The following is a 19777-nucleotide window of genomic DNA, read 5'->3' as shown; positions in this document are numbered from 1 at the left end:
TGCTGAACAAGACCTTCGGCACCGACGCCGTCAAGCGCGGCCTCCTCGTCGGCACGGCCACCATCACCGCACAGATCAAGTAACACCCCCGCACCACCGCAACACCAGCACCACGCACGACACGGAGAGTCGCTCCGCCGATCAGGGCGGAGCGGCTCTTCGTCGTTCTCGGTTCCGCCGGCGGCACTGCTTCTCCCAGTGGCCGAGCCTACGATCGAGCGAATGCCCGCTCCTCGCTCGACCAAGACCGACGACCGACCCGGGCCGGACGACTTCATCCGCGTCCGTGGTGCCCGCGAGAACAACCTGCGCGACGTCGACGTGGACATCCCCCGCGACCGGATCGTCGCGTTCACCGGTGTCTCCGGGTCCGGCAAGTCCTCGCTCGCCTTCGGCACCGTCTTCGCCGAGGCCCAGCGCCGGTTCCTGGAGTCCGTGGCCCCGTACGCACGGCGCCTGATCGCGCAGGGCTCGACCCCGCACGTCGACTCGATCACCGGACTCCCGCCCGCCGTCGCCCTGCAGCAGCGTCGCGGCGCCCCGAGCTCCCGCTCCACCGTGGGCACCATGACCACGCTGTCGAACTCGATGCGCATGCTCTACTCGCGCGCCGGTACCTACCCGTCCGGCGCGGACCGGCTCGAGTCGGACTCCTTCTCACCGAACACCGTCGCCGGAGCCTGCCCCCGGTGCCACGGCATCGGGACCGCGCACGAGGTCACCGAGGCCTCGGCCGTGCACGATCCGTCGTTGAGCATCCGCGACGGTGCGATCACCGCGTGGCCCGGTGCGTGGCAGGGCAAGAACCTGCGGGACGTCACCGCGGTGCTCGGCTACGACATCGAGCGCCCGTGGCGTGAGCTGTCACGCGAGGACCGTGACTGGCTGCTCTTCACCGAGGAACAGCCCGTCGTGCAGGTGCAACCGAAGCGCGACCGCGTGGCGAAGCCCTACAAGGGCCGGTTCTGGAGCGCCCGCCAGTTCGTGCTGCACACCCTCGCCGACTCGCAGAGCGAGACGCAGCGCAAGAAGGTGCTGCAGTTCGTCGAGTCCGGCCCGTGCGGGCTGTGCGGCGGAACGGGTCTGACCCGTGCGGCCCTCGCGGTCACGATCGGCGGCCACTCGATCGCCGAGCTGAACGCCCTGCCGCTGACCGGCCTGGCTGACGTCCTGCGCCCGATCGCCAGCATCACCGACGCGGCAGCGGCGACGTCACGGGCGTCGTCCGGCGAGCACACCGAGGTCGCCGTGGCGATCTCCCGCGACCTGCTGACCCGCGTCGACGTCCTGGTCGGCCTGGGGCTCGGCTACCTCGCGCTCGACCGCGCCACGCCGACGCTCTCCCCCGGTGAGAGCCAGCGACTGCGGATCGCGACGCAGCTGCGCTCCGGCCTGTTCGGCGTCGTCTACGTGCTCGACGAACCGAGTGCCGGACTGCACCCCGCCGACGCCGAGTCGCTCGTCGACGTCCTCGACGACCTGCGCGCCGGCGGCAACAGTGTCTTCGTCGTCGAGCACGACATGAGCATCGTGCGCCGAGCCGACTGGATCGTCGACGTCGGCCCCCGGGCGGGCAGCGGCGGTGGCACGGTCCTGTACAGCGGACCGGTTGCCGGCCTGGCCGAGGTCGAGGCCTCGGTCACCCGCCGCTTCCTGGAACCCCGGCAGCCGACCGTCGACCGCGCCGTCCGCGCCCCGATCGGCACGCTCGAGCTCCGTGACCTCACCCTGCACAACCTGCGGGGGCTCGACGTCGACCTGCCGCTCGGTGTCCTGACCGCGGTCACCGGGGTGAGCGGCTCGGGCAAGTCGTCGCTCGTCGGTGGTGTCCTGCCCGGCGTCGCGACGTCCCACCCGATCGTCGACCGGGTCGTGCAGGTCGACCAGAAGCCGATCGGCCGCACACCCCGCTCGAACCTGGCCACCTACACGGGCCTGTTCGACGCGGTCCGGGCCGCCTTCGCCCAGACCGACGAGGCCAAGGCCCGCGGCTGGGGCGCCGGACGGTTCTCGTTCAACGTCGCCGGCGGCCGGTGCGAGGTCTGCCAGGGCGAAGGGTCGGTGTCCGTCGAACTGCTCTTCCTGCCCGGCAGCTGGGCCCCGTGCCCCGAGTGCCACGGCTCCCGCTACACCGCCGAGACGCTCGAGGTCCGGTGGAACGGGGCGTCCATCGCCGACGTCCTCGGCATGACCGTCGACGAAGCGGCGCCGTTCCTGGCGCCGCTTCCCGCAGCCGGGCGCGGACTCGAGACCCTGCGCGAGGTCGGGCTCGGCTACCTGCGCCTCGGTCAGCCCGCCCCGGAGCTGTCCGGCGGCGAGGCGCAGCGCATCAAGCTCGCGACCGAACTGCAGCGCGCGCGGACCGGGCACACCCTGTACCTGCTCGACGAGCCCACCACCGGCTTGCACCCGGCCGACGTCGAGCTGCTGACCGCCCAGCTCGCCCGACTCACCGACGCGGGCAACACCGTCGTCGTGGTGGAGCACGCGATGGACGTCGTCGCGAGTGCCGACCACGTCATCGACATGGGCCCGTCCGGCGGTGTCGAGGGTGGCCAGGTGGTCGCCTCCGGCACGCCGGCCGAGGTCGCCGCGTCGACCACGAGCCGGACCGCGCCGTACCTGCGGGACCAGCTCGGTCGCTGACGCAGAAGTGCCCGCCAGGATCGCTCCTGACGGGCACTTCGTGGCTGCCGCTGGTTACCGCTGGACCGCTTCCGGTGCGTCGTCGCGGAAGAAGTCGCTGCCGCTGTGCGTGTAGCCGACCTCACCCGTCCGACGCCACTGCTTGCGGACGCGCTTGAAGGTGGTGATGCGTGCTGGTTCGACGTTCTCGTCGCTCGTGTAGGCGCTCATGGCTGATCTCCCTGTGTGATTGGCCGTGGTTCCTTGGCCCCCCGGGATGGAGGCTAGCGAGGGCCTCGGAGCCGAGTTCGCGATCCGCCCTGGAACGTCCGTGGAACGCAATACCGGTCGTGCCGAGAGCCGGATCGCGCCCCTCCGGCACCGGGGTGCTCGTCCACGCCGAACGAGGATCCCCGCATGACCAGCTGCGATCATGGTGGCTTCGACCAGATCAGGAGGACGAGCGTGACCGCTGCGAACCGAGCCGTGATCATCGACGCAGGGGGCGACGTCACCGCAGACCTCGGCGATCGCTACGAAGCGGACGCGCTGGTGGAGTGGGCGAGCGTCACGAAGACCGTGACCGCCGCCGCCGTGCTCGTCCTCCTCGCTGAACGGGACATCCCACGGGACACCCCCGCCCGGGACCTGTTGCCGGACGTCCCCGACGACGCCACCTACACGGTCGACGACTTGATCGGACACCGCTCGGGCCTGCCCCGTGTGCACCAGGGCATGTCGGCCGGGATCGTCGGCGACCCGTACGCGGACGTGTCCGAGGCGGACATCACGCGTGCGCTGCGCCAGACCCCGACGACACCGGGTGAGCGGGACTACTCCAACCTCGGCTACGCGGTGCTCGGTCGGCTGCTCGAGCACGTCACGCAGGAGGCATGGTCCACGGTCGCCGAGCGGACGGTCCTGGCTCCGCTCGGGATCACGAGCGCCACCCTCGACCCGGCACCCGAACGACGAACCCTGCTCCGGTCGTGGCGGGGCCGCCCCCGTGAACCCTGGACCGTCGGATCAGGTCCCTACGCACCGGCCGCCGGGATCTGGTCGACCATGTCCGACCTCCTGCGGTTCGGCGCGGGGATCGGACGCATCGAGCCGGACTTCCTGGCGTGGGAGCACCGCGACGGGCTGATCTGGCACAGCGGGCAGACACGGGACGCCGGCGTCTGCCTGCTCCGTCACGGCGACGTCACGATCGCGTCGCACGCCCTCGGCGCAGCGCCCGGAGCCGCCGACCGGCTCGCCGTCCGACACCTCCGTGCCGCGGGAGTCGTCGCGTGAGCGCCGGCACGCGAGCTGGAGATGTCCTGCAGGTGGCCCTGGAAGACTCCCGGCAGAGCTCGTTCAAGCGTCTGGCCCGGACGACGGCGGCATTGGCCCTGGCCGCGATGGGAGGTGCCGGTGAGGACTTCCTGCCGAGCTTCGACCTGGTCGTCCGCCGTCGTGACGACGGCGCGGAGGTCCTCCGGACGCGAGCCGGAGACGCGGATCAGGCCGAACGGCTCCTCGAGACCGTGGAACGAGACCTGAACGAGAAGGACGTCACGACGTTCGTCAGCGAGTGGCGCGTCATCGAGCGCTGAGGGAGCGCGCGGGCGGACTCAGGAACGCAGGCCGAGCACCAGGTCGTGGACCACGCGCGCTGCGCGTGCCGCGGCGTCGTCCAGGTGCTCGCGGAACTCGGCGCCGTCCGGCGCGCAGAGGTCGCTGATGCACCGGACCGACACGAACGGCATGTCGTGCACGTGGGCGAACTGCGCGATCGCCGCCGACTCCATGTCGACCGCGGCCACCTCGGGGAACGCGACCCGGAGAGTGCGGGCGCGGCCCTCGGTGACGAAGACCTCGCTGGACCCGATCGTCGCCGGCCGCAGTGGCCACGCGATGTCGGCCCCCATGGCGAGCTCGACGAGCCGGGCGTCCGGCGCGTAGCCGGTCGGCATGCCGGGGACCTGGCCCAGGGCGTAGCCGAACGCCGTGGCGTCGGCGTTGAGGTTGACGTACCGGTCACCGACCAGGACGTCACCGATGGCGACACCGTGCATGAGCCCGCCGGCGGTCCCGACGCTGATCACCGGGATGCCCGGGCCGAAGTCGTGGAAGCCGTGGGCGACCGCGGCCGTGGCGTTCGTGAAGCCGATGCCGCTGCGGCGCACGACGACCGTGGCGCCGCCGATGTCGAGCAGCTGGTGCGGGTCGTGGCCACCGACGGGGCCGTCGAGCACGGGGACACCGCCGAAGAGGTCGGCGAAGGCCGAGACCTCTTCGCTCATGGCCGCGATGATGATCGCGACGGGTTGCTGCTGCACTGACCGATCCTCCCACGCCGGGCGCGCTCGGACGTGCAGGTCGGGTCGTCGGAACCGCTAGCGGCGGGAGGCCTGCCGGGACAGCTCGTCGGCGACGAAGGCGGCGAGCGCGTCGGCGCCGGGGTGGTCGTCGGCGGTGACGGTGACGACGGTGTCGGTGTCGGTGCCGGTGTCGCCCTCGGTCTGGTCGAACAGGAGCATCTGGCCGTACGCACCGTGCAGCCGCCAGAGCCGCCCGGGGCCACCCCACCCGGCCATGGCGTACCGCTCGTAGCCGGGGCCGGTGCCCTCGCGCTCGACCCAGTCGGTGTGCATCGCGTCGCACCACCGCGCGCTGACGATCTGCTGTCCGTCGATGATCCCGCCGTCGCGGATCAGGTGTCCGATGCGGGCGAGTTCCTCGGTGCGGAGCGCCAGCCCCTCACCGCCGGCGACGAACCCGTTCGGGCAGCGTTGCCAATCGACGTCCTGGATGCCGAGCGGCGCGAACAGCCGCTCGGAGACGAACGCACCGACGTCGCCGACCCGGGTCTCGAGCACGCGCATCGCCGTGTAGGTGCTGGCGTTCGCGTACTGGAACACCCGGCCGCGGGACGGTCGCCGCAGGAACTCGGCCGCCAGGTCCGGCCAGTCCGTCAGCTCGGTCGCCGACCAGGGCATGTCGATCCCGCTGGTCATGGTGAGCAGGTGGCGGAGGGTGACCCGGTCGACGCCGTCGCCGAGGGCGAGGCCGGTGCCGGTGCCGGTCAGGTACCTGGCGATCGGTTCGTCGACGTCGACCAGGCCGTCGTCGGCGGCGATGCCGGCGGCCACGACGCAGACGCCCTTGGCGACGGAGTGGACCTCGCGTCGGACGTCGGGGGTCCAGCGGTGCTCGGCGACGTCGTCGGTGTCCGTCGCCCCGGTCCGCGTGCGCACGTGGATGCCGTGTGCGGCGAACCCCGTCGCGTCGACGTGGGCGACGACGGCGTCGAGGATGGTCGCGGCGGTGTGCACACCCCATCCTCTCGTGTCCGAGCGGCTGCGGCCACGGGCAGGGTCCGCCGCGTACCGTCCGGCTCGTGTCCGACGAACAGCCCCGCCGCCCCGATCCCACCCGCGTCGGCGACCAGCCCGCACTCCGCACGGCCTCGGGCTCGAACTGGCTCGTGTGGGGCGCCGTCACGGCCGTGATCGTCGCCGCCGTGATGGTGCTCATGGCGATCCGGGCGCCGGCGATCGGCTGGCCCGCCCTGGTGCTCGTGGCCCTGTTGTTCGTGACGATGGTCGTGGTGCGAGCCGCCGTCCGGCCGAAACGGGCCCGACTCGTCACCCTGGCCGTGCTCGACCTCGGCATCGTGGTCGTCGGGCTGGTGGCGACCCTGGCGGTGCTGTACTCGTCGCCCGTCGGCTGATGCCACGATGGCATGTTGATAACGGTTCTCACTAAGATGGTGCGCATCGGTCACAGCACGGTGGCCGTTCCACCGACGCAGCCACAGCTGCTGGGAAGACCGACCCCATGCCAGCACCACACCCCACCGAGACCCTCGACGCCCTCGTGGTCGGAGCCGGACCGGCCGGCATCGGCACCGGCCTGGCGCTCCACGCCGTCGACGGCCTGCTGTTCGGCGTCGTCGACCGCGGCGTCGTCGGGGACACGTTCCAGCGATGGCCGGAGCACCAGCGGTTCCTGACACCGTCCTTCACCGGCAACGGGTTCGGGGCCACCGACCTCAACGCGGTCCACCCGCGCACCTCACCCGCCTACAGCCTGGCGACGGACTACCCGTCGGGGCCGGAGTACGCCCGGTACCTGCGTGGCGTCGTCGCCGCCTTCCACCTGCCGACCCTGCCGGACACCGAGGTCGAGCACATAGAGCCGGACGACGACGGCTTCCGCGTGGCCACCAGCCGCGGCCCCGTCGTCGCCCGGAACGTGGTCTGGGCCGGCGGCGAGTTCTCGGACCCGACCCTGCCCCGCTGCGCCGGTACGTCGCTCGGAGTGCACGCCTCCGCCGAGGCAGCCTGGGTGGCACGGCCCGGGCACGTGGTGGTCGTGGGCGGGTTCGAGTCCGGCATCGACCTGGCGTGCCACCACGTCGAACAGGGGGCGACGGTGACGGTCGTCGACCCGTCCCACCCCTGGGACGCCGGCAGCGGATCGGACCCCTCGTTCCGACTCGCCCCGCGGACCCGCCAGCGGCTCGCCGTCGCGCGGGCCAGCGGACGCCTCACCCTGGTCGACGACGGCCAGGTCACCGGCATCAAGCGGTCCGGCGACGGTTTCTCCGTCGGGGTCGCCGGTCGGACCGCCCTGGTGGCGGACGCACCACCGATCCTCGCCACCGGGTACGGGCCGGGGCTCGGGCCGGCCGCGAGCCTGTTCGACACCCGCGCGGACGGCTGGCCGCTGCTCACCGAGGACGACGAGTCGACCACCACGCCCGGGCTGTTCCTGGCCGGCACAGCGCTCCGGCACGGTGGGCTGCAGTTCTGCTTCGTGTACAAGTTCCGGCAGCGGTTCGCCCACGTCGCCCGCGTCATCGGCGAACGGGCCGGACGTGACTGCGGTGCGCTGCAGGAGTGGGACGACGCCGGGATGCTCACCGACGACCTGAGCTGCTGCGGTGTCGAATGCGCCTGCTGATGCCGGCACAGCGGCCCGCCCGCCCTGCCGGTGCACGACTCTGGGCCACCCCCGCGATCGTCGGCGGTGCCATCCTGCTCGGGTCGGTGATCGGCGGCGTCTCGCCCTCGAGCGGTGACGTCATGGGCTCCGTGGTGGACCTGCTGGTGATCACCCTGGTCGTCACCCTGTTCGTCGACGTCCCGCTCCACCGCCTGCCCCGGACACCGGGCGCGTGGAAGGTCATCGGCATCGCCTGGAGCATGAACTTCCTGCTCGCCCCGCTCGTCGCCTTCCTGCTGACCCGCGTGGCCCTGCCCGGCCACCCGGCCGTCCAACTCGGCGTGATGCTGTACTTCCTGGCGCCCTGCACCGACTGGTTCCTGGCGTTCACCCGCCTGAGCGACGGCGACACCGCCGTGGGCGCGACCCTGCTGCCGATCAACATGGTCACCCAGCTGCTCCTGTTCCCGGTGTGGATCACGGTCCTCGGCGGCAACGCCGGCATCGATGCCGTGGGAACCGTCGGCACCCTGCTGCAGTGGTTCGTCCTGCCCGCCGCGATCGCCGTGGCGATCCGCCTCGGCATCGCACTGCTGCCGACCGGCACTCGAGCCCGCGCCGCGGTGCTGCCCGGCCGGGCGATCCCGTGGATCGTCGGGGCGATGGTCGCCGGCCTCTTCGCCTCGCACATCCGGCTGCTGCTGGCGAACCTGCCGGTGTTCGTCGCCGTGCTGGGGTGCGCAGTGGTGTTCTTCGCCGTCATGTACGTCGCCGCCGAGTCCGCGTCACGCCTCGCCGCCCTGTCGTACCCGAGGACAGCACTGCTCGCGATGACGACGGCCGCCCGCAACGCACCCCTGATGATCGGGCTGACGAGCGCCGCGCTCCCCCACCAGCCCCTGGTCACCACGGCGATCGTGGTCGGGATGCTCGTCGAGTTCCCGCACCTGCTCGCGGTGCGGCACCTGCTGCTGCGTCGGCGACGTGGTCAGCGCACCGGGCGACGCCTGCGCGGCACCGCAGCTTGGGGGCACCCGTGACGCACCGGGTCCGGCTCGTCGTCGTGCCGACCGAGCGGCGGGTGATCGAGACCGAGCACGACGACCGGCGGACGGCGCTCCTGCTCGCGCTGGGCCAGGTGCCCCTCGGGTACACCGTCACCGACGTCGACGTGCTGCCGGAGCACGAGGACACCGAGCACGACCCCGCGGAGCCGGGCCGACGCTGAGCGGGGCGCTCCGACGGCGCTGGTGCGGCCCGAGACGGTCACGATGCCGGACGGGAGGCCCGTGACGGGCCCGCACCGCGCCTCCAGTCCGGTGCCGGTCGCGACCGGTGCACGTGGCCGGCTACGCGCTGTCGGTCACCGTCGGCTGCGCCTGCCGCAGCCCGGTGACCAGGAGGGTCACGATCGTCCGGACGTCGTAGTCGGGGTCCTGGGGACTCCACGCCACCAGGTCACCGACGGCCCGGAGCAGCTGGTACGGCGGGGTCGGCGCGGCCACCTCGCCGGACGCCCGCGCGGCGTCGAGCAGTCGGCCGAGCACGGGCACGAGCTCGTCGACGAACAGGGTGTGCAGCGCCGTGAAGCCGTCGGCGTCGCCCTCCCAGACGCGCGCCAGACCGTGCTTGGTGCCGAGGAAGTCGACGAACTGGTGCACCCAGCGCAGCAGGGCGGCGAACGGCGTCGGCTCCGAGCCGAGCAGCGCGGTCCCCGCGTCGACCAGGGCCTCGATCTGGTGCCGGTAGACGGCGACGACCAGGTCCGAACGGGTCGGGAAGTGCCGGTAGAGCGTGCCCACTCCGACCCCAGCGGCGGTGGCGACCTCGCGCACCGGTGCACCGACGCCCGAGGCGGCGAAGACCCCGGCAGCGGCGTCGAGGATCGTGCGCTCGTTGCGCTCCACGTCGCGACGGCGACGCGGCGCGGGGTCGGTCGACGGGGTGCTCATGCCTCGATCATCGCACGACACCGACGCGATGCGGAACAGTGCTCCGCTTCGCCTTGTAATCCGGATCGTTGTTCCGTATCGTTCCGGAACGTCGCTCCGTTTCGGACGACAGTCGCTCCGTCCGCGGGCGACACGGCATCCCGGAAAGGCCCCCATGGCACCCACAGCACCCCGACCACAGGTCATCAGCGTGCGCCCCGTCACGCTTCCCGCACCCGCGCGCGGTCAGGACCTCGAGGTCCGGATCACCGCACCGACGACCGGCACGGACCTGCCCGTCATCGTCTTCGCCCACGGCTTCGGCCAGTCCATGACCGGCGGCGACCCCCTGGTCGACCACTGGACCGCGAACGGCTTCGTCGTCGTCCAACCGACGTTCCTCGACGCGAAGTCCTACGGGCTGACGCTCGACGACCCGCGCTACCCGACCATCTGGCGGACGCGGGTCGACGACCTCGAGCGCGTGCTCGACGACCTCGACCAGATCGTCGACGCGGTCCCCGGCCTGAGCGGGCGCGTCGACACCGCACGCATCGCCGCGGTCGGACACTCGTGGGGCGGACAGTCCGTGGGCATGCTGCTCGGGGCCCGCGTCCTGGACGCCGACGGACAGCCGGGCGAGGGCCGCACCGACCACCGCGTGCGCGCCGGGGTCCTGCTGTCCACCACCGGGATCGCGCGCGGCGACCTCGTGCCGTTCGCGCAGGAGCACTTCGCGTTCATGAGCCCCGACTTCAGCCAGCTGCACACCCCGTCACTCGTCGTCGCCGGCGACCACGACCAGTCCCAGCTCTCGACGCGAGGCCCGGACTGGTTCACCGACGTCTACCACCTGAGCCCCGGCGCGCGGCACCTGGTGACACTCCACGGCGGCGAGCACCTGCTCGGCGGGATCCAGGACTACGAGTCGACCGCCACCACCGACGAGAGCCCCGAGCGTGTGGACCTCGTCCGCCAGACCACGACGGCGTTCCTCCGGACCGAGCTCGGCCTCGACCCCGACGCGTGGTCGGCGATCGCCGACGCCGTCGGCCCTGCCACCGCCGTCGGCCACATCGAATCGAAGGAGCACCACTCGTGATCACCGACCAGCACCCCCTGCCCAGCGGCTTCACCGCCGCGTCCACTGCCGCCGACGTCCTGCACGGCGTCGACCTGACCGGCCGGAACGTCGTCGTGACCGGCGGCCACAGCCGCCTCGGCCGCGAGACCAGCCGCGCCCTCGCGGCGGCCGGCGCCGACGTCACCGTCGCCTCCCGTGACGTCGACCGGGCATCCGCAGCAGTCGCCCACATCCCGGGCATCCGCGTCGAGGCCCTCGACCTCACCGACCCGTCGTCGGTCGACGCCTTCGCCGCGCGCTGGTCGGCCTCCAGCCGCCCGCTGCACATGCTCGTGAACAGTGCTGCGATGCTCTTCGCCCCGGACCGCCGGCTCGACGGCCGCGGCAACGAACTGGCGTTCTCGACGACGCACCTCGGGCACTTCCAGCTCACGCGGGCGCTCCTCCCCGCCCTCCTGGAGGCCCGTGGTGCGCGGGTCCTGACCGTCACCTCCGGTGCGGCGCGGTTCGGGCAGATCCGGTGGGACGACCTGACGTTCACCCACGGGTACGACCCGGTCACCGCGTACGGGCAGTCGAAGCGGGCGAACGTCCTGTTCACGGTGGAGCTCGACCGCCGCTACGCCGACCAGGGCATCCGCGCCTTCGCCGCGCACCCGGGCGTCATCGTCGGACCCGGACCGCACGACCCGGCGGTACTCGCGTCGTACCGCGAGCAGGGACTGGTCGACGACCGCGGGGTGACCGTCATCGATCCCGAGGTCGGCAAGAAGACCGTCGAGCAGGGCGCAGCGACGCTCGTGTTCGGTGCCGCGAGCCCGCTGCTCGACGGCGTCGGCGGGGTCTACCTGAAGGACAGCGACGTCGCCGTGATCGACGACCGGGTCCTGCCCCTCACCGCGGACCGGATCCCGTCGGACGCGAACTCGGCCATGCTCGACGCCGGCGACGCGCGCCGGCTGTGGGCGGTCAGCGAGGGACTCCTGGCCTGATCGCCGTCGGCCGGGGGCCTCGTCTGCTCACTGTTCTCGTCGTCCTCGCTACTGTGTGACGGTGCTGACCGTGCGGATCGAGAGCCCCCGGCAGGACGACGTCCTGCACCTGCTGCAGCAGGGCGACGACTACGGACTGAGCCTCTACGCGGCCGAGAACTACCACGCCCTCGACGTCGACGACCTGGACCAGCCCGACGTCACGTTCCTGGTGGCGCGTGAGGACGGCACCGCCCTCGGCACGGTGGCGCTCGTCGACGCCGGCGACGGGACCGGCGAGGTCAAGCGCATGTTCGTGAGCGATGCCGCGCGTGGGCTCGGCGTGGGGATGCGGCTGCTCGACGCCCTGCACGACCGGGCCCGCGCGGTCGGCATCGGGACCGTCCGGCTCGAGACCGGCCTGCCGCAGGCCGCGGCCATCGCGCTGTACCGGAAGGCCGGGTACGCGGACATCCCCCGGTTCGGCCCGTACGTCGACGACCCGACGAGCGTGTGCATGGAGCGGCAGCTCGTCTGATCGGCGCTCGGTCCCGACGTAGGATCGCGTGTGAGCTCCGAGCACCCCGAACCCAGCGGCATCGACCCTGACGACCTGACCGTCGCGCTCCGGGTGCTCGAGCAGCTGCCGTCGATCGACGAGACGCACCCGGACTTCATCCGGGTCCGTCAGGCCACCGCGAAGATGTTCAAGGCCGTCAAGCGTGCGCACCGGCTCGAGAAGCGCGGCGTCATCGCCGAGGCCGACCGCCGGGTGATCGCCGCCACCGCCACCGGGGCCGCCGACCGGATCGACGACGAGACCCGCGGCGTCCCGATCAGCGCCTCGACCGCGTCGACCACCGCGGGCACGCTGCTGAAGTCACGGCCCTGCTACATGTGCAAGCAGCACTACACGGTCGTCGACGCGTTCTACCACCAGCTCTGCCCGGCGTGCGCTCGCATGAGCCACGCGAAGCGCGAGGCTCGGACGGACCTGACCGGCAAGCGGGCGCTGCTCACCGGTGGCCGCGCGAAGATCGGCATGTACATCGCGCTCCGGCTCCTGCGCGACGGGGCCCACACCACCATCACCACGCGGTTCCCCCGCGACGCGGTCCGCCGGTTCGCGAGCCTGCCCGACTCCGCCGACTGGATGGACCGCCTGAAGGTCGTCGGCATCGACCTGCGCGACCCCGCCCAGGTGATCGGACTCGCCGAGGACGTCGCCGCGTCCGGTCCCCTCGACATCCTGATCAACAACGCCACGCAGACCGTGCGCCGGTCGACCGGCGCCTACCAGCCGCTCGTCGACGCGGAACTCGCGCCGCTGCCCGACGGACCGCTGCCCGAACTCGTGACCTTCGGGCACACGAACGACCAGCACCCGCTGGCGCTCGCCCGTTCAGTTGCCGCGCACCCGATCCTCGCGGCCGCCGCAGCCCGCGCCGACGAGCTGACCGAGCAGGCGATGGCGCCGGGATCGAGCTCGCTCGAACGGCTCGCCCTGGGCACCGCCATCGACGCCGGTGGCCTGGTCCCCGACCTGCACGACGAGAACTCGTGGACCCAGCAGGTGGACGAGGTCGACCCGCTCGAGATGCTCGAGGTCCAGCTGGCCAACACCACGGCGCCGTTCATCCTGATCTCGAAGCTCCGCCTCGCGATGGCCGCGAGCACGGGACGCCGCACCTACGTGGTGAACGTCAGCGCCATGGAAGGGGTGTTCGGCCGCGCGTACAAGGGGCCGGGTCACCCGCACACGAACATGGCGAAGGCCGCCGTGAACATGCTCACCCGCACGAGTGCGCAGGAGATGTTCGAGACGGACAACATCCTGATGACGAGCGTCGACACCGGGTGGATCACCGACGAACGGCCGCACCCCACGAAGGTCCGGCTCGCCGAAGAGGGCTTCCACGCGCCGCTCGACCTGGTCGACGGGGCAGCCCGTGTCTACGACCCGATCGTCCGGGGCGAAGCGGGCGAGGACGTGTTCGGTGTCTTCCTGAAGGACTACGCGCCGAGTTCGTGGTGACGATCCGCTGACCGGGTCGGTTCCGTCAGTGCTTCGACGGGGCGTTCTCCTGCGGCAGGACCGCGGCGAAGCGGAGCAGGAAGTCGCGCACCACCGTCAACGTGTCGTCGTCGTACGAACCGATCGCCTCGTCGAGCTCCGCGGCACGTGACCCGAGGAACCCACTGCTGCGTTCCCGGGTGAGCTCGGTGACGCGGAGAGTGACGACCCGACGGTCCGCGCTCTCGCGGCTCCGCATGATCAACCCACGCTCCTCCAGTCGGTTGACCAACGCGTTCGCCGCACCCGAGGTCATCCCGATCCGCCGGGCGAGCCGCGTGCCCGTCATCGGCTCGCCCTCGGTCTCCGCCCAGAGGATCTCCCCCAGCGCGACGCCGTCCGAGGTCGGCAGCTCCATCCATGCTGCGAAGCGGAGCGCCGACTCCTGGTACCGGACGGCGTAGCGGCGGAGCGCCTCGAGGGTCTGGGAGCGCAAGTCGGTCATGCGATCGATTCTGCCGCCTTCCGGGCCCCTTGCAGTGTCGGGTAGTGCGGCGGGACGGGGACGTGCTTCTCGCTCGTCAGCAGGTACTTCTGGGCGAAGCCGCGGACCGGACCGAGAGACGCCACCCGGAGCGCCGCCCGCACCGCGCGGACGCCCGCCTTCGACGACGGGTGCAGCAGGCGCGCACCGCCCGGGGGAAGCCCCTGCGCGCTGTCGGCGTACCCGCGGAGCATCTCCTCGTAGCGCGCGAAGGCGTCCGGGATCGAGTACCCGTGATCAGCGCCGACGGCCGGCTCGACCGTCCGAGCGAGTTCCCCGGCCAGGATGTGAGCGCCGACCAGGGACAGCGTCGTGCCCATGCCGGTCGGCCCGGAGCCCCAGGCCGCGTCACCGAGCAGGGCGATCCGACCTTTGCTCCATCGCGACACCACGACCTGCTCCATCCGCTGCGTGTAGAACTCGTCGGACCGCTCGCTGAACCCGTCGAGGATCCGCCCCGTCTGCCACCCTGCGCCCCGGAAGCGCTCGCGCAGGATCCGCAGCTGCACGTCGACGGGGAGCTGCTCGAAGCCCATCGACTCCGACTCGAACGACACACTCGCCCGGATCGTCCCCTCGTTGTCGGGTCGGATCGACGCGACACGTCCACGCGGCGCCGTGTACCAGTCCCAGTGGTCGGTGTCGCTGCCGATCCGGTCGAGCGTGCCGTAGGCGATGCTGACGCCGTGGTCGCGGTACTCCGTCTCGTCGGCGAACAGGATCCGACGGGTGCGCGAGCTGCGGCCCTCGGCGACGACGACCAGGTCGAACCGCTCCTGAGCGCCGCTGTCGTAGCGGACGTTCACCCCGGTGCCGTCCTGCTCGGCGCCCGCGATGAAGTCCCCGTAGCGGCGGTCGACCGTGTCCGGCAGCGCATCGACGAGGATCCCGGCGAACGTGCCCCGCAGGATCTCGATCTCGGCAGTCGGACCGTCCTGGCCCTCGGTCTTCGGGAACGTGGCGTACGGGGTGCCGTGCTCGTCCACGTACCGGGTGCCCGCTTCGCCGGTGAGGTGGTGCATCACGGTGTCGCGGAGACCCATGCGCTCGAGGACCTCGCGCCCGAGCCCCCGGACGTCGATGTTCTGGCCGGTGGTCCGCTGCTCCGGTGACCGCTCGAGCAGCGTGACGTCGAAGCCGGATCGGTCGAGTCCCCACGCCAGCGCGGGGCCAGCGATGCTCGCGCCGGTGATCAGGACGCGTGGGCGGTGGTGTGGCGTGGTCGCCATGGGTGGTCCTCTGCTCGTGGGGCGACGAGTGCCGTCCCACGAGTACTATACCTTTACAGCGATATCACTCCACAGGGAAGATGCTTTTGGTTCCGCATCGAACGGTGAGCTGTCAGACCAGATCCTCCGCGACGGCAACGAGTGCGCGGGCGGCCGCACCGGCATTCTGGATGTCCGATGCGTCTACTGACCTCGCACTGTAGGCCGCCTTGTTCTTGACCCGAACGAGCGTCTCGAGGTGCTTCGCGATCGGCCGGTCCGTCGCATCCCGCAGGATCGAGACGCCGTCGTTGTGGCTCGCCCCACTGCTGTACCTTCCGGTCTTGCCGATGCAGATGGCATCTGCCGCGGCGATCCCTGCGTCGACGCACAGGTCGACGAAGGAGTTGGCATGAGGGGACGTCGGACTCAGGATCCCGTCCTCGGCACCGAACTCGAACAGTGTCTCGGCTGACTCGAGGAAGCCCTTGGCCTTCTCGAGCCGACCGCGCATGAAAGCGCCGTCGCCGTCAGTGGTCGACGGCAGTTTCGGTGGAGTCAACGTGCGGCCTTCCTGAGGTGGGCTTGGAGCCATCGGCGGTCTTCCACGAGGGGAATGCCCTCACTCGCGATGGAACCGATGAGCGGGTCATCGAAGGTGACCCCCGAGACGTCGTACACGATGGGGTTCACCTGGTTGCCGGTCCACCGATGAACGGCAACGGTGAGGTCGTAGATGCGGTCCTCAGCTTCCGTCCGCGAAACGGCATCCACGGCGAAGAACAGATCGATGTCGCTGTCCGGTCGCATCGCACCTCGCGCGGCCGAGCCGAACAACGCTGCGTAGCGGACCGGAATCGATGCGATCTCCCCGCGGACCCTGTCGAGGAAGCGGGTACGAGCTCCGGCCACCTCGAGGACCGCCGACGCGAGGAGATGGTCTCGGTTGAGCGCGTACGTGCTCACGCCGCCGATGTCGTCGAACACAACGATGCCCTGCTCCGCCAGACGGTCAAGCACCTTCTTCACGCCGTTTCGAGAACGGCCTCCGGGGACGAGCCGCTGGACAGCGGACACCGTGAAGGGTCGGTCCGACAGGCCACTCAGCACCATCAGAACGTCACCATCGAGTCCGCTCGACAACGCCGCGAATGGGCTCTGCAGCTGCACGATGCCCTCCTGACCTCGAAGCACCACTGTCACTATCGTGACGCATGCATCACTATAGTGACGACCACAACCGAGAAAGGCAACCCCGCGCAATCTCCGCTCCGCCTCCAGGATTCGAACCCGGACCTAACGGCACCAAAGGCCGTCGTGCTGCCATTACACCAAGGCGGAACGCACCCGGGGGTGCTCCTCCATCTTCCCACGACCCACGAGGCTGGCTGTCCGCTCCGGGTTCGGCCAAGATGGAGGGATGCCGCATGAGGACGAGGTCGATCGCATCGTCGCGGCGTGGGGTCGTGAGCGTGCCGACCTCGACTTCGGCCCGCTCGAGGTGCTGTCCCGCGTGGACCGGCTCGCCCGGCACCTGGACCGCGCCCGGCGGACCGCGTTCGACGCGAGCGACATGGAGCCGTGGGAGTTCGACGTCCTGTCGGCCCTGCGACGTGCGGGTGAGCCGTACGAGCTGAGCCCGAAGACCCTGCTGCAGCAGACCCTGGTGTCGAGCGGCACGATGACGAACCGGGTGGACCGTCTGGCGGCACGCGGCTTCGTGGGGCGACGGACCGACCCGAAGGACGGCCGCGGCATCCTCGTCTCGCTGACGAGCCAGGGCCGGGTGGCGGTGGACGCGGCGATCGCGGACCTGCTGGCCGCCGAGCGGGACATCCTGTCCGGGGTCTCCGCGGACGAGCAGGGCCAGTTGGCTGGGCTGCTCCGCCGACTCATCCTGGGTCTTGGGGACTGACCGACAGCGTCACACGGGCCGAGCTGCCCCGGCGTAGGGTGCGGCGCATGCACGCCATCACCCTCGCCGTCGCCGACGTCGCACGATCGGCCGAGTTCTACCGCGCGCTGCTCGGCATCGAGGGCAGTGGCGTCATCGGCACCGAGTACCCGGCCACCGAGGCGCAGGCCGGCGGCACCACGGCGATGTTCACCCTCGACGACGGGCTGATCGTCAGCGTCTACGGCCGAGACGACATGACGAAGGACTCCGGCGTGCAGCTGGCCACGGCACCGAGCAGCACGATCGGGCACTTCACGGGCAGTCAGGCCGAGGCCGAGGCGTTCCTCGAGCGGGCGCAGGCAGCGGGCGCCACCATGCTCGAGCCCCCGTACACGCGCCCGTGGGGCATGTGGTCCGGCTTCTTCCAGGACCCGGACGGGCACCTGTGGGAGGTCGTGGCGAACCCCGGCGGTGGGGCGCCCGAGGACGCGACACCGACGGACGCAAGCCAGGACGCGGTCGACCCCGCGTCCGTCGAGTAGCCCGGCTCAGACCCCGAGCAGCTCCGCGACCTCGAGCCAGCGCTCCTCGAGCTGCTCGACCTCGGCCTCGAGCGCACCGAGCTTCGACTGCAGTTCGCCGAGCCCGGCGTAGTCGGACTGGTCGTGCGTCGCGAACTGGTCGAGCAGCTTCTTGCGGTCCGCGCCGACCTTCGCGATCTTCCGGTCGAGCGCCGACATCTCCTTCTCGGCCGTTCGCCGGTCCGCGCCCGACAGGGCGGACGCACCAGCGGCAGTGGACCCGGCCACGGCACCGGCCGAACCGGTCCCGCCGACGGTGTCGGGCCTCCCGGCAGACGCGGCGGCGGCCGCAGAGGCGGTCCCGCCACCGGTGCCGGCCTCGCGCAGACGCATGTACTCGTCCACGCCGCCGGGCAGGTGGCGCAGGTGCCCGCCGAGCACGGCGTACTGCTGGTCGGTGACGCGCTCGAGCAGGTACCGGTCGTGGCTGACGACCAGCAGGGTGCCGGGCCAGGTGTCGAGCAGGTCCTCCATGGCGGCGAGCATGTCGGTGTCGAGGTCGTTCGTGGGCTCGTCGAGGATCAGCACGTTCGGCTCGTCGAGCAGGATGAGCATGAGCTGCAGGCGCCGCTTCTGCCCACCGGACAGGTCCTTGACGGGCGTGGAGAGCTGCTCCGAGGTGAAGCCGAGCCGCTCGAGCAGCTGCGACGGCGTCATCTCCTTGCCGTCGGCGACGTAGCTCGTCTTCTTGCGGGCCACGACCTCGCGCACGCGATCGTCGGCGAACTGCTGCAGGTCGGCGAGCTGCTGGTCGAGCACCGCGACCTGCACCGTCTTGCCGGTCTTCACCCGACCGCTCGTCGGCTGCAGCCGGCCGGAGACCAGGTTGAGCAGCGTCGACTTGCCGGCGCCGTTCGGGCCGAGGATGCCGGTCCGCTCCCCCGGAGCGATGCGCCACTCGATGCGATCGAGGATCTGCGTGCCGTCGAACGAGACGCTCACGTCGAGCAGGTCGACGACGTCCTTGCCGAGGCGCGCGGTCGCGGTTCGGGACAGGGCGACGGTGTCGCGGATCGGCGGGACGTCGTCGATCAGGGCGTTCGCCGCATCGATGCGGAACTTCGGCTTGCTCGTACGGGCCGGGGCGCCGCGGCGGAGCCACGCGAGCTCCTTGCGGGCCAGGTTCTGGCGGCGCTGCTCGATCGTGGCCGCCTGCCGGTCACGCTCCACGCGCTGCAGGATGTACGCGGCGTAGCCACCTTCGAAGGGGTCGACGACGCCGTCGTGGACCTCCCACGTGTCGGTTGACACGGCGTCCAGGAACCACCGGTCGTGCGTCACGACGACCATGCCACCCTGGTTCGACGACCAGCGGCGGTTGATGTGCCCGGCGAGCCACTCGATGCCCTCGACGTCCAGGTGGTTCGTCGGCTCGTCCAGGAACAACACGTCCCAGTCGCCGACCAGCAGCCGCGCGAGTGCCACACGGCGCCGCTGCCCACCGGACAGCTCGTCGACGCTGACGTCCCACGGGATGTCGGAGACCAGACCGCCGATGATGTCGCGGATCTTCGGGTCACCGGCCCACTCGTGCTCCTCGAGGTCGCCGACGACGGTGCTGCCGACGGTCGCGCCCTCGGGCAGGATGTCGCGCTGGTCCAGGTAGCCGATGGTCAGCCCGCGGCGGTGCGTGACGCGGCCGCCGTCCGGCTCGAGGCGCTGGGACAGCAGTGCGAGGAGGGTCGACTTGCCGTCGCCGTTCCGGCCGACGACGCCGATCCGGTCACCCTCGTCGATGCCGAGGGTGACGTTGTCGAAGACGACCTTGGTGGGGAACTCGAGATGCAGGTTCTCGGCGCCGAGGAGATGTGCCACGCGTCAAGGGTAGGTGGCGCAGCGGGGTGGTGGGTGCGGGGCGGGTGGTTGGAGCGGTTGGCCGACCGGCTCTGGTCGCACGGTGCGCGCTTGTTCAAGTGGTGCGAGGTTGCCCGCTCGGTGCGAGCTTGTAGCGGCACACGGAGCGCGCAACCTCGCACCAGTCGACAGA

Annotated in this window: 22 protein-coding genes, 1 tRNA gene and 1 pseudogene; 13 read left to right on the top strand and 11 right to left on the bottom strand. The window is 71.3% G+C overall.

Annotated features, from left to right (window positions below; translation table 11 throughout):
• Positions 1–222 precede the first annotated feature (222 nt).
• On the top strand, positions 223–2646 hold the full coding sequence (locus QRN30_RS01780) for an excinuclease ABC subunit UvrA (protein WP_284760225.1): 2424 nt from the start codon (positions 223–225) through the stop codon (positions 2644–2646).
• Between the two features lie 54 nt (positions 2647–2700).
• Here the strand turns inward: QRN30_RS01780 and QRN30_RS01775 are convergent, their stop codons facing one another.
• Positions 2701–2856 (bottom strand): hypothetical protein, encoded by a 156-nt coding sequence (locus tag QRN30_RS01775; RefSeq protein WP_155896774.1) that lies wholly within the window; start codon positions 2854–2856, stop codon positions 2701–2703.
• Positions 2857–3042: 186 nt separating this feature from the next.
• Here QRN30_RS01775 and QRN30_RS01770 point away from each other — a divergent pair, with 186 nt between their 5' ends.
• Positions 3043–3921 carry a serine hydrolase domain-containing protein gene (locus QRN30_RS01770; protein WP_284760224.1) on the top strand — a complete coding sequence of 293 codons (879 nt, stop codon included), beginning with the start codon at positions 3043–3045 and terminating at the stop codon, positions 3919–3921.
• A complete protein-coding gene (locus tag QRN30_RS01765; protein ID WP_209050234.1) occupies positions 3918–4223 on the top strand; it encodes a hypothetical protein in 306 nt (101 codons plus the stop codon). Before QRN30_RS01770 ends, QRN30_RS01765 begins: the two co-directional genes overlap by 4 nt.
• A gap of 18 nt (positions 4224–4241) precedes the next feature.
• Here the strand turns inward: QRN30_RS01765 and mtnN are convergent, their stop codons facing one another.
• On the bottom strand, positions 4242–4949 hold the full coding sequence (gene mtnN / locus QRN30_RS01760) for a 5'-methylthioadenosine/S-adenosylhomocysteine nucleosidase (RefSeq protein ID WP_017886147.1): 708 nt from the start codon (positions 4947–4949) through the stop codon (positions 4242–4244).
• Between the two features lie 57 nt (positions 4950–5006).
• Complete coding sequence (locus QRN30_RS01755; RefSeq protein ID WP_284760223.1) at positions 5007–5945, bottom strand: serine hydrolase domain-containing protein; 939 nt, start codon at positions 5943–5945, stop codon at positions 5007–5009.
• A gap of 65 nt (positions 5946–6010) precedes the next feature.
• Between QRN30_RS01755 and QRN30_RS01750 the strand changes: the two genes are divergently transcribed.
• From QRN30_RS01750 to QRN30_RS01735, 4 genes are all read left to right on the top strand, one after another.
• Positions 6011–6343 (top strand): hypothetical protein, encoded by a 333-nt coding sequence (locus QRN30_RS01750; RefSeq protein WP_056069193.1) that lies wholly within the window; start codon positions 6011–6013, stop codon positions 6341–6343.
• A 107-nt stretch (positions 6344–6450) separates the two neighbouring features.
• A complete protein-coding gene (locus QRN30_RS01745; protein WP_194590300.1) occupies positions 6451–7578 on the top strand; it encodes an NAD(P)/FAD-dependent oxidoreductase in 1128 nt (375 codons plus the stop codon).
• Complete coding sequence (locus tag QRN30_RS01740) at positions 7578–8600, top strand: arsenic resistance protein (RefSeq protein ID WP_284760221.1); 1023 nt, start codon at positions 7578–7580, stop codon at positions 8598–8600. Before QRN30_RS01745 ends, QRN30_RS01740 begins: the two co-directional genes overlap by 1 nt.
• Entirely contained in the window at positions 8597–8788 is a 192-nt protein-coding gene (locus QRN30_RS01735; RefSeq protein ID WP_017886152.1) for a hypothetical protein, read from the top strand. Before QRN30_RS01740 ends, QRN30_RS01735 begins: the two co-directional genes overlap by 4 nt.
• A 121-nt stretch (positions 8789–8909) precedes the next feature.
• Here QRN30_RS01735 and QRN30_RS01730 read toward each other — a convergent pair whose 3' ends face one another.
• On the bottom strand, positions 8910–9512 hold the full coding sequence (locus tag QRN30_RS01730) for a TetR/AcrR family transcriptional regulator (protein ID WP_284760220.1): 603 nt from the start codon (positions 9510–9512) through the stop codon (positions 8910–8912).
• A gap of 154 nt (positions 9513–9666) precedes the next feature.
• Between QRN30_RS01730 and QRN30_RS01725 the strand changes: the two genes are divergently transcribed.
• The 4 genes from QRN30_RS01725 to QRN30_RS01710 all read left to right on the top strand — a co-directional run bounded on the left by QRN30_RS01725 (position 9667) and on the right by QRN30_RS01710 (position 13581).
• Complete coding sequence (locus tag QRN30_RS01725; protein WP_284760219.1) at positions 9667–10593, top strand: alpha/beta hydrolase family protein; 927 nt, start codon at positions 9667–9669, stop codon at positions 10591–10593.
• Complete coding sequence (locus tag QRN30_RS01720) at positions 10590–11567, top strand: SDR family NAD(P)-dependent oxidoreductase (protein WP_274006959.1); 978 nt, start codon at positions 10590–10592, stop codon at positions 11565–11567. The genes QRN30_RS01725 and QRN30_RS01720 overlap by 4 nt, the downstream gene beginning before the upstream one ends.
• A gap of 61 nt (positions 11568–11628) precedes the next feature.
• A complete protein-coding gene (locus tag QRN30_RS01715) occupies positions 11629–12084 on the top strand; it encodes a GNAT family N-acetyltransferase (RefSeq protein WP_274006958.1) in 456 nt (151 codons plus the stop codon).
• A 30-nt stretch (positions 12085–12114) separates the two neighbouring features.
• Positions 12115–13581 (top strand): SDR family NAD(P)-dependent oxidoreductase, encoded by a 1467-nt coding sequence (locus QRN30_RS01710; RefSeq protein ID WP_284760215.1) that lies wholly within the window; start codon positions 12115–12117, stop codon positions 13579–13581.
• 25 nt (positions 13582–13606) lie between these two features.
• On the opposite strand, the gene QRN30_RS01705 is transcribed toward QRN30_RS01710, so the two are convergent.
• The 5 genes from QRN30_RS01705 to QRN30_RS01685 all read right to left on the bottom strand — a co-directional run bounded on the left by QRN30_RS01705 (position 13607) and on the right by QRN30_RS01685 (position 16653).
• Complete coding sequence (locus tag QRN30_RS01705; protein ID WP_263137138.1) at positions 13607–14065, bottom strand: MarR family winged helix-turn-helix transcriptional regulator; 459 nt, start codon at positions 14063–14065, stop codon at positions 13607–13609.
• Complete coding sequence (locus tag QRN30_RS01700; protein ID WP_284760213.1) at positions 14062–15333, bottom strand: FAD-dependent monooxygenase; 1272 nt, start codon at positions 15331–15333, stop codon at positions 14062–14064. Before QRN30_RS01700 ends, QRN30_RS01705 begins: the two co-directional genes overlap by 4 nt.
• A 112-nt stretch (positions 15334–15445) precedes the next feature.
• On the bottom strand, positions 15446–15874 hold the full coding sequence (locus QRN30_RS01695; RefSeq protein ID WP_214562472.1) for a hypothetical protein: 429 nt from the start codon (positions 15872–15874) through the stop codon (positions 15446–15448).
• A complete protein-coding gene (locus tag QRN30_RS01690; RefSeq protein ID WP_284760209.1) occupies positions 15871–16482 on the bottom strand; it encodes a nucleotidyltransferase family protein in 612 nt (203 codons plus the stop codon). Before QRN30_RS01690 ends, QRN30_RS01695 begins: the two co-directional genes overlap by 4 nt.
• A gap of 99 nt (positions 16483–16581) precedes the next feature.
• Positions 16582–16653, bottom strand: a tRNA-Gln gene (locus tag QRN30_RS01685).
• 79 nt (positions 16654–16732) lie between these two features.
• Here QRN30_RS01685 and QRN30_RS01680 point away from each other — a divergent pair.
• Both QRN30_RS01680 and QRN30_RS01675 read left to right on the top strand, forming a co-directional pair.
• Positions 16733–17227 carry a MarR family winged helix-turn-helix transcriptional regulator gene (locus QRN30_RS01680; RefSeq protein ID WP_017886164.1) on the top strand — a complete coding sequence of 165 codons (495 nt, stop codon included), beginning with the start codon at positions 16733–16735 and terminating at the stop codon, positions 17225–17227.
• Positions 17228–17274: 47 nt separating this feature from the next.
• Positions 17275–17751, top strand: a complete 477-nt coding sequence (locus QRN30_RS01675) for a VOC family protein (RefSeq protein ID WP_284760207.1) — start codon at positions 17275–17277, stop codon at positions 17749–17751.
• Positions 17752–17757: 6 nt separating this feature from the next.
• On the opposite strand, the gene QRN30_RS01670 is transcribed toward QRN30_RS01675, so the two are convergent.
• On the bottom strand, positions 17758–19113 hold the full coding sequence (locus QRN30_RS01670; protein WP_411512263.1) for an ABC-F family ATP-binding cassette domain-containing protein: 1356 nt from the start codon (positions 19111–19113) through the stop codon (positions 17758–17760).
• A 23-nt stretch (positions 19114–19136) separates the two neighbouring features.
• Positions 19137–19605, bottom strand: a pseudogene (locus QRN30_RS17670) (ATP-binding cassette domain-containing protein); the annotation flags it as partial.
• Positions 19606–19777 lie beyond the last annotated feature (172 nt).

It is taken from the genome of Curtobacterium sp. MEB011 (assembly GCF_030209655.1).
GTDB classification, from domain to species: domain Bacteria; phylum Actinomycetota; class Actinomycetes; order Actinomycetales; family Microbacteriaceae; genus Curtobacterium; species Curtobacterium poinsettiae.
This window is presented reverse-complemented; position numbering and strand designations above follow the sequence as displayed.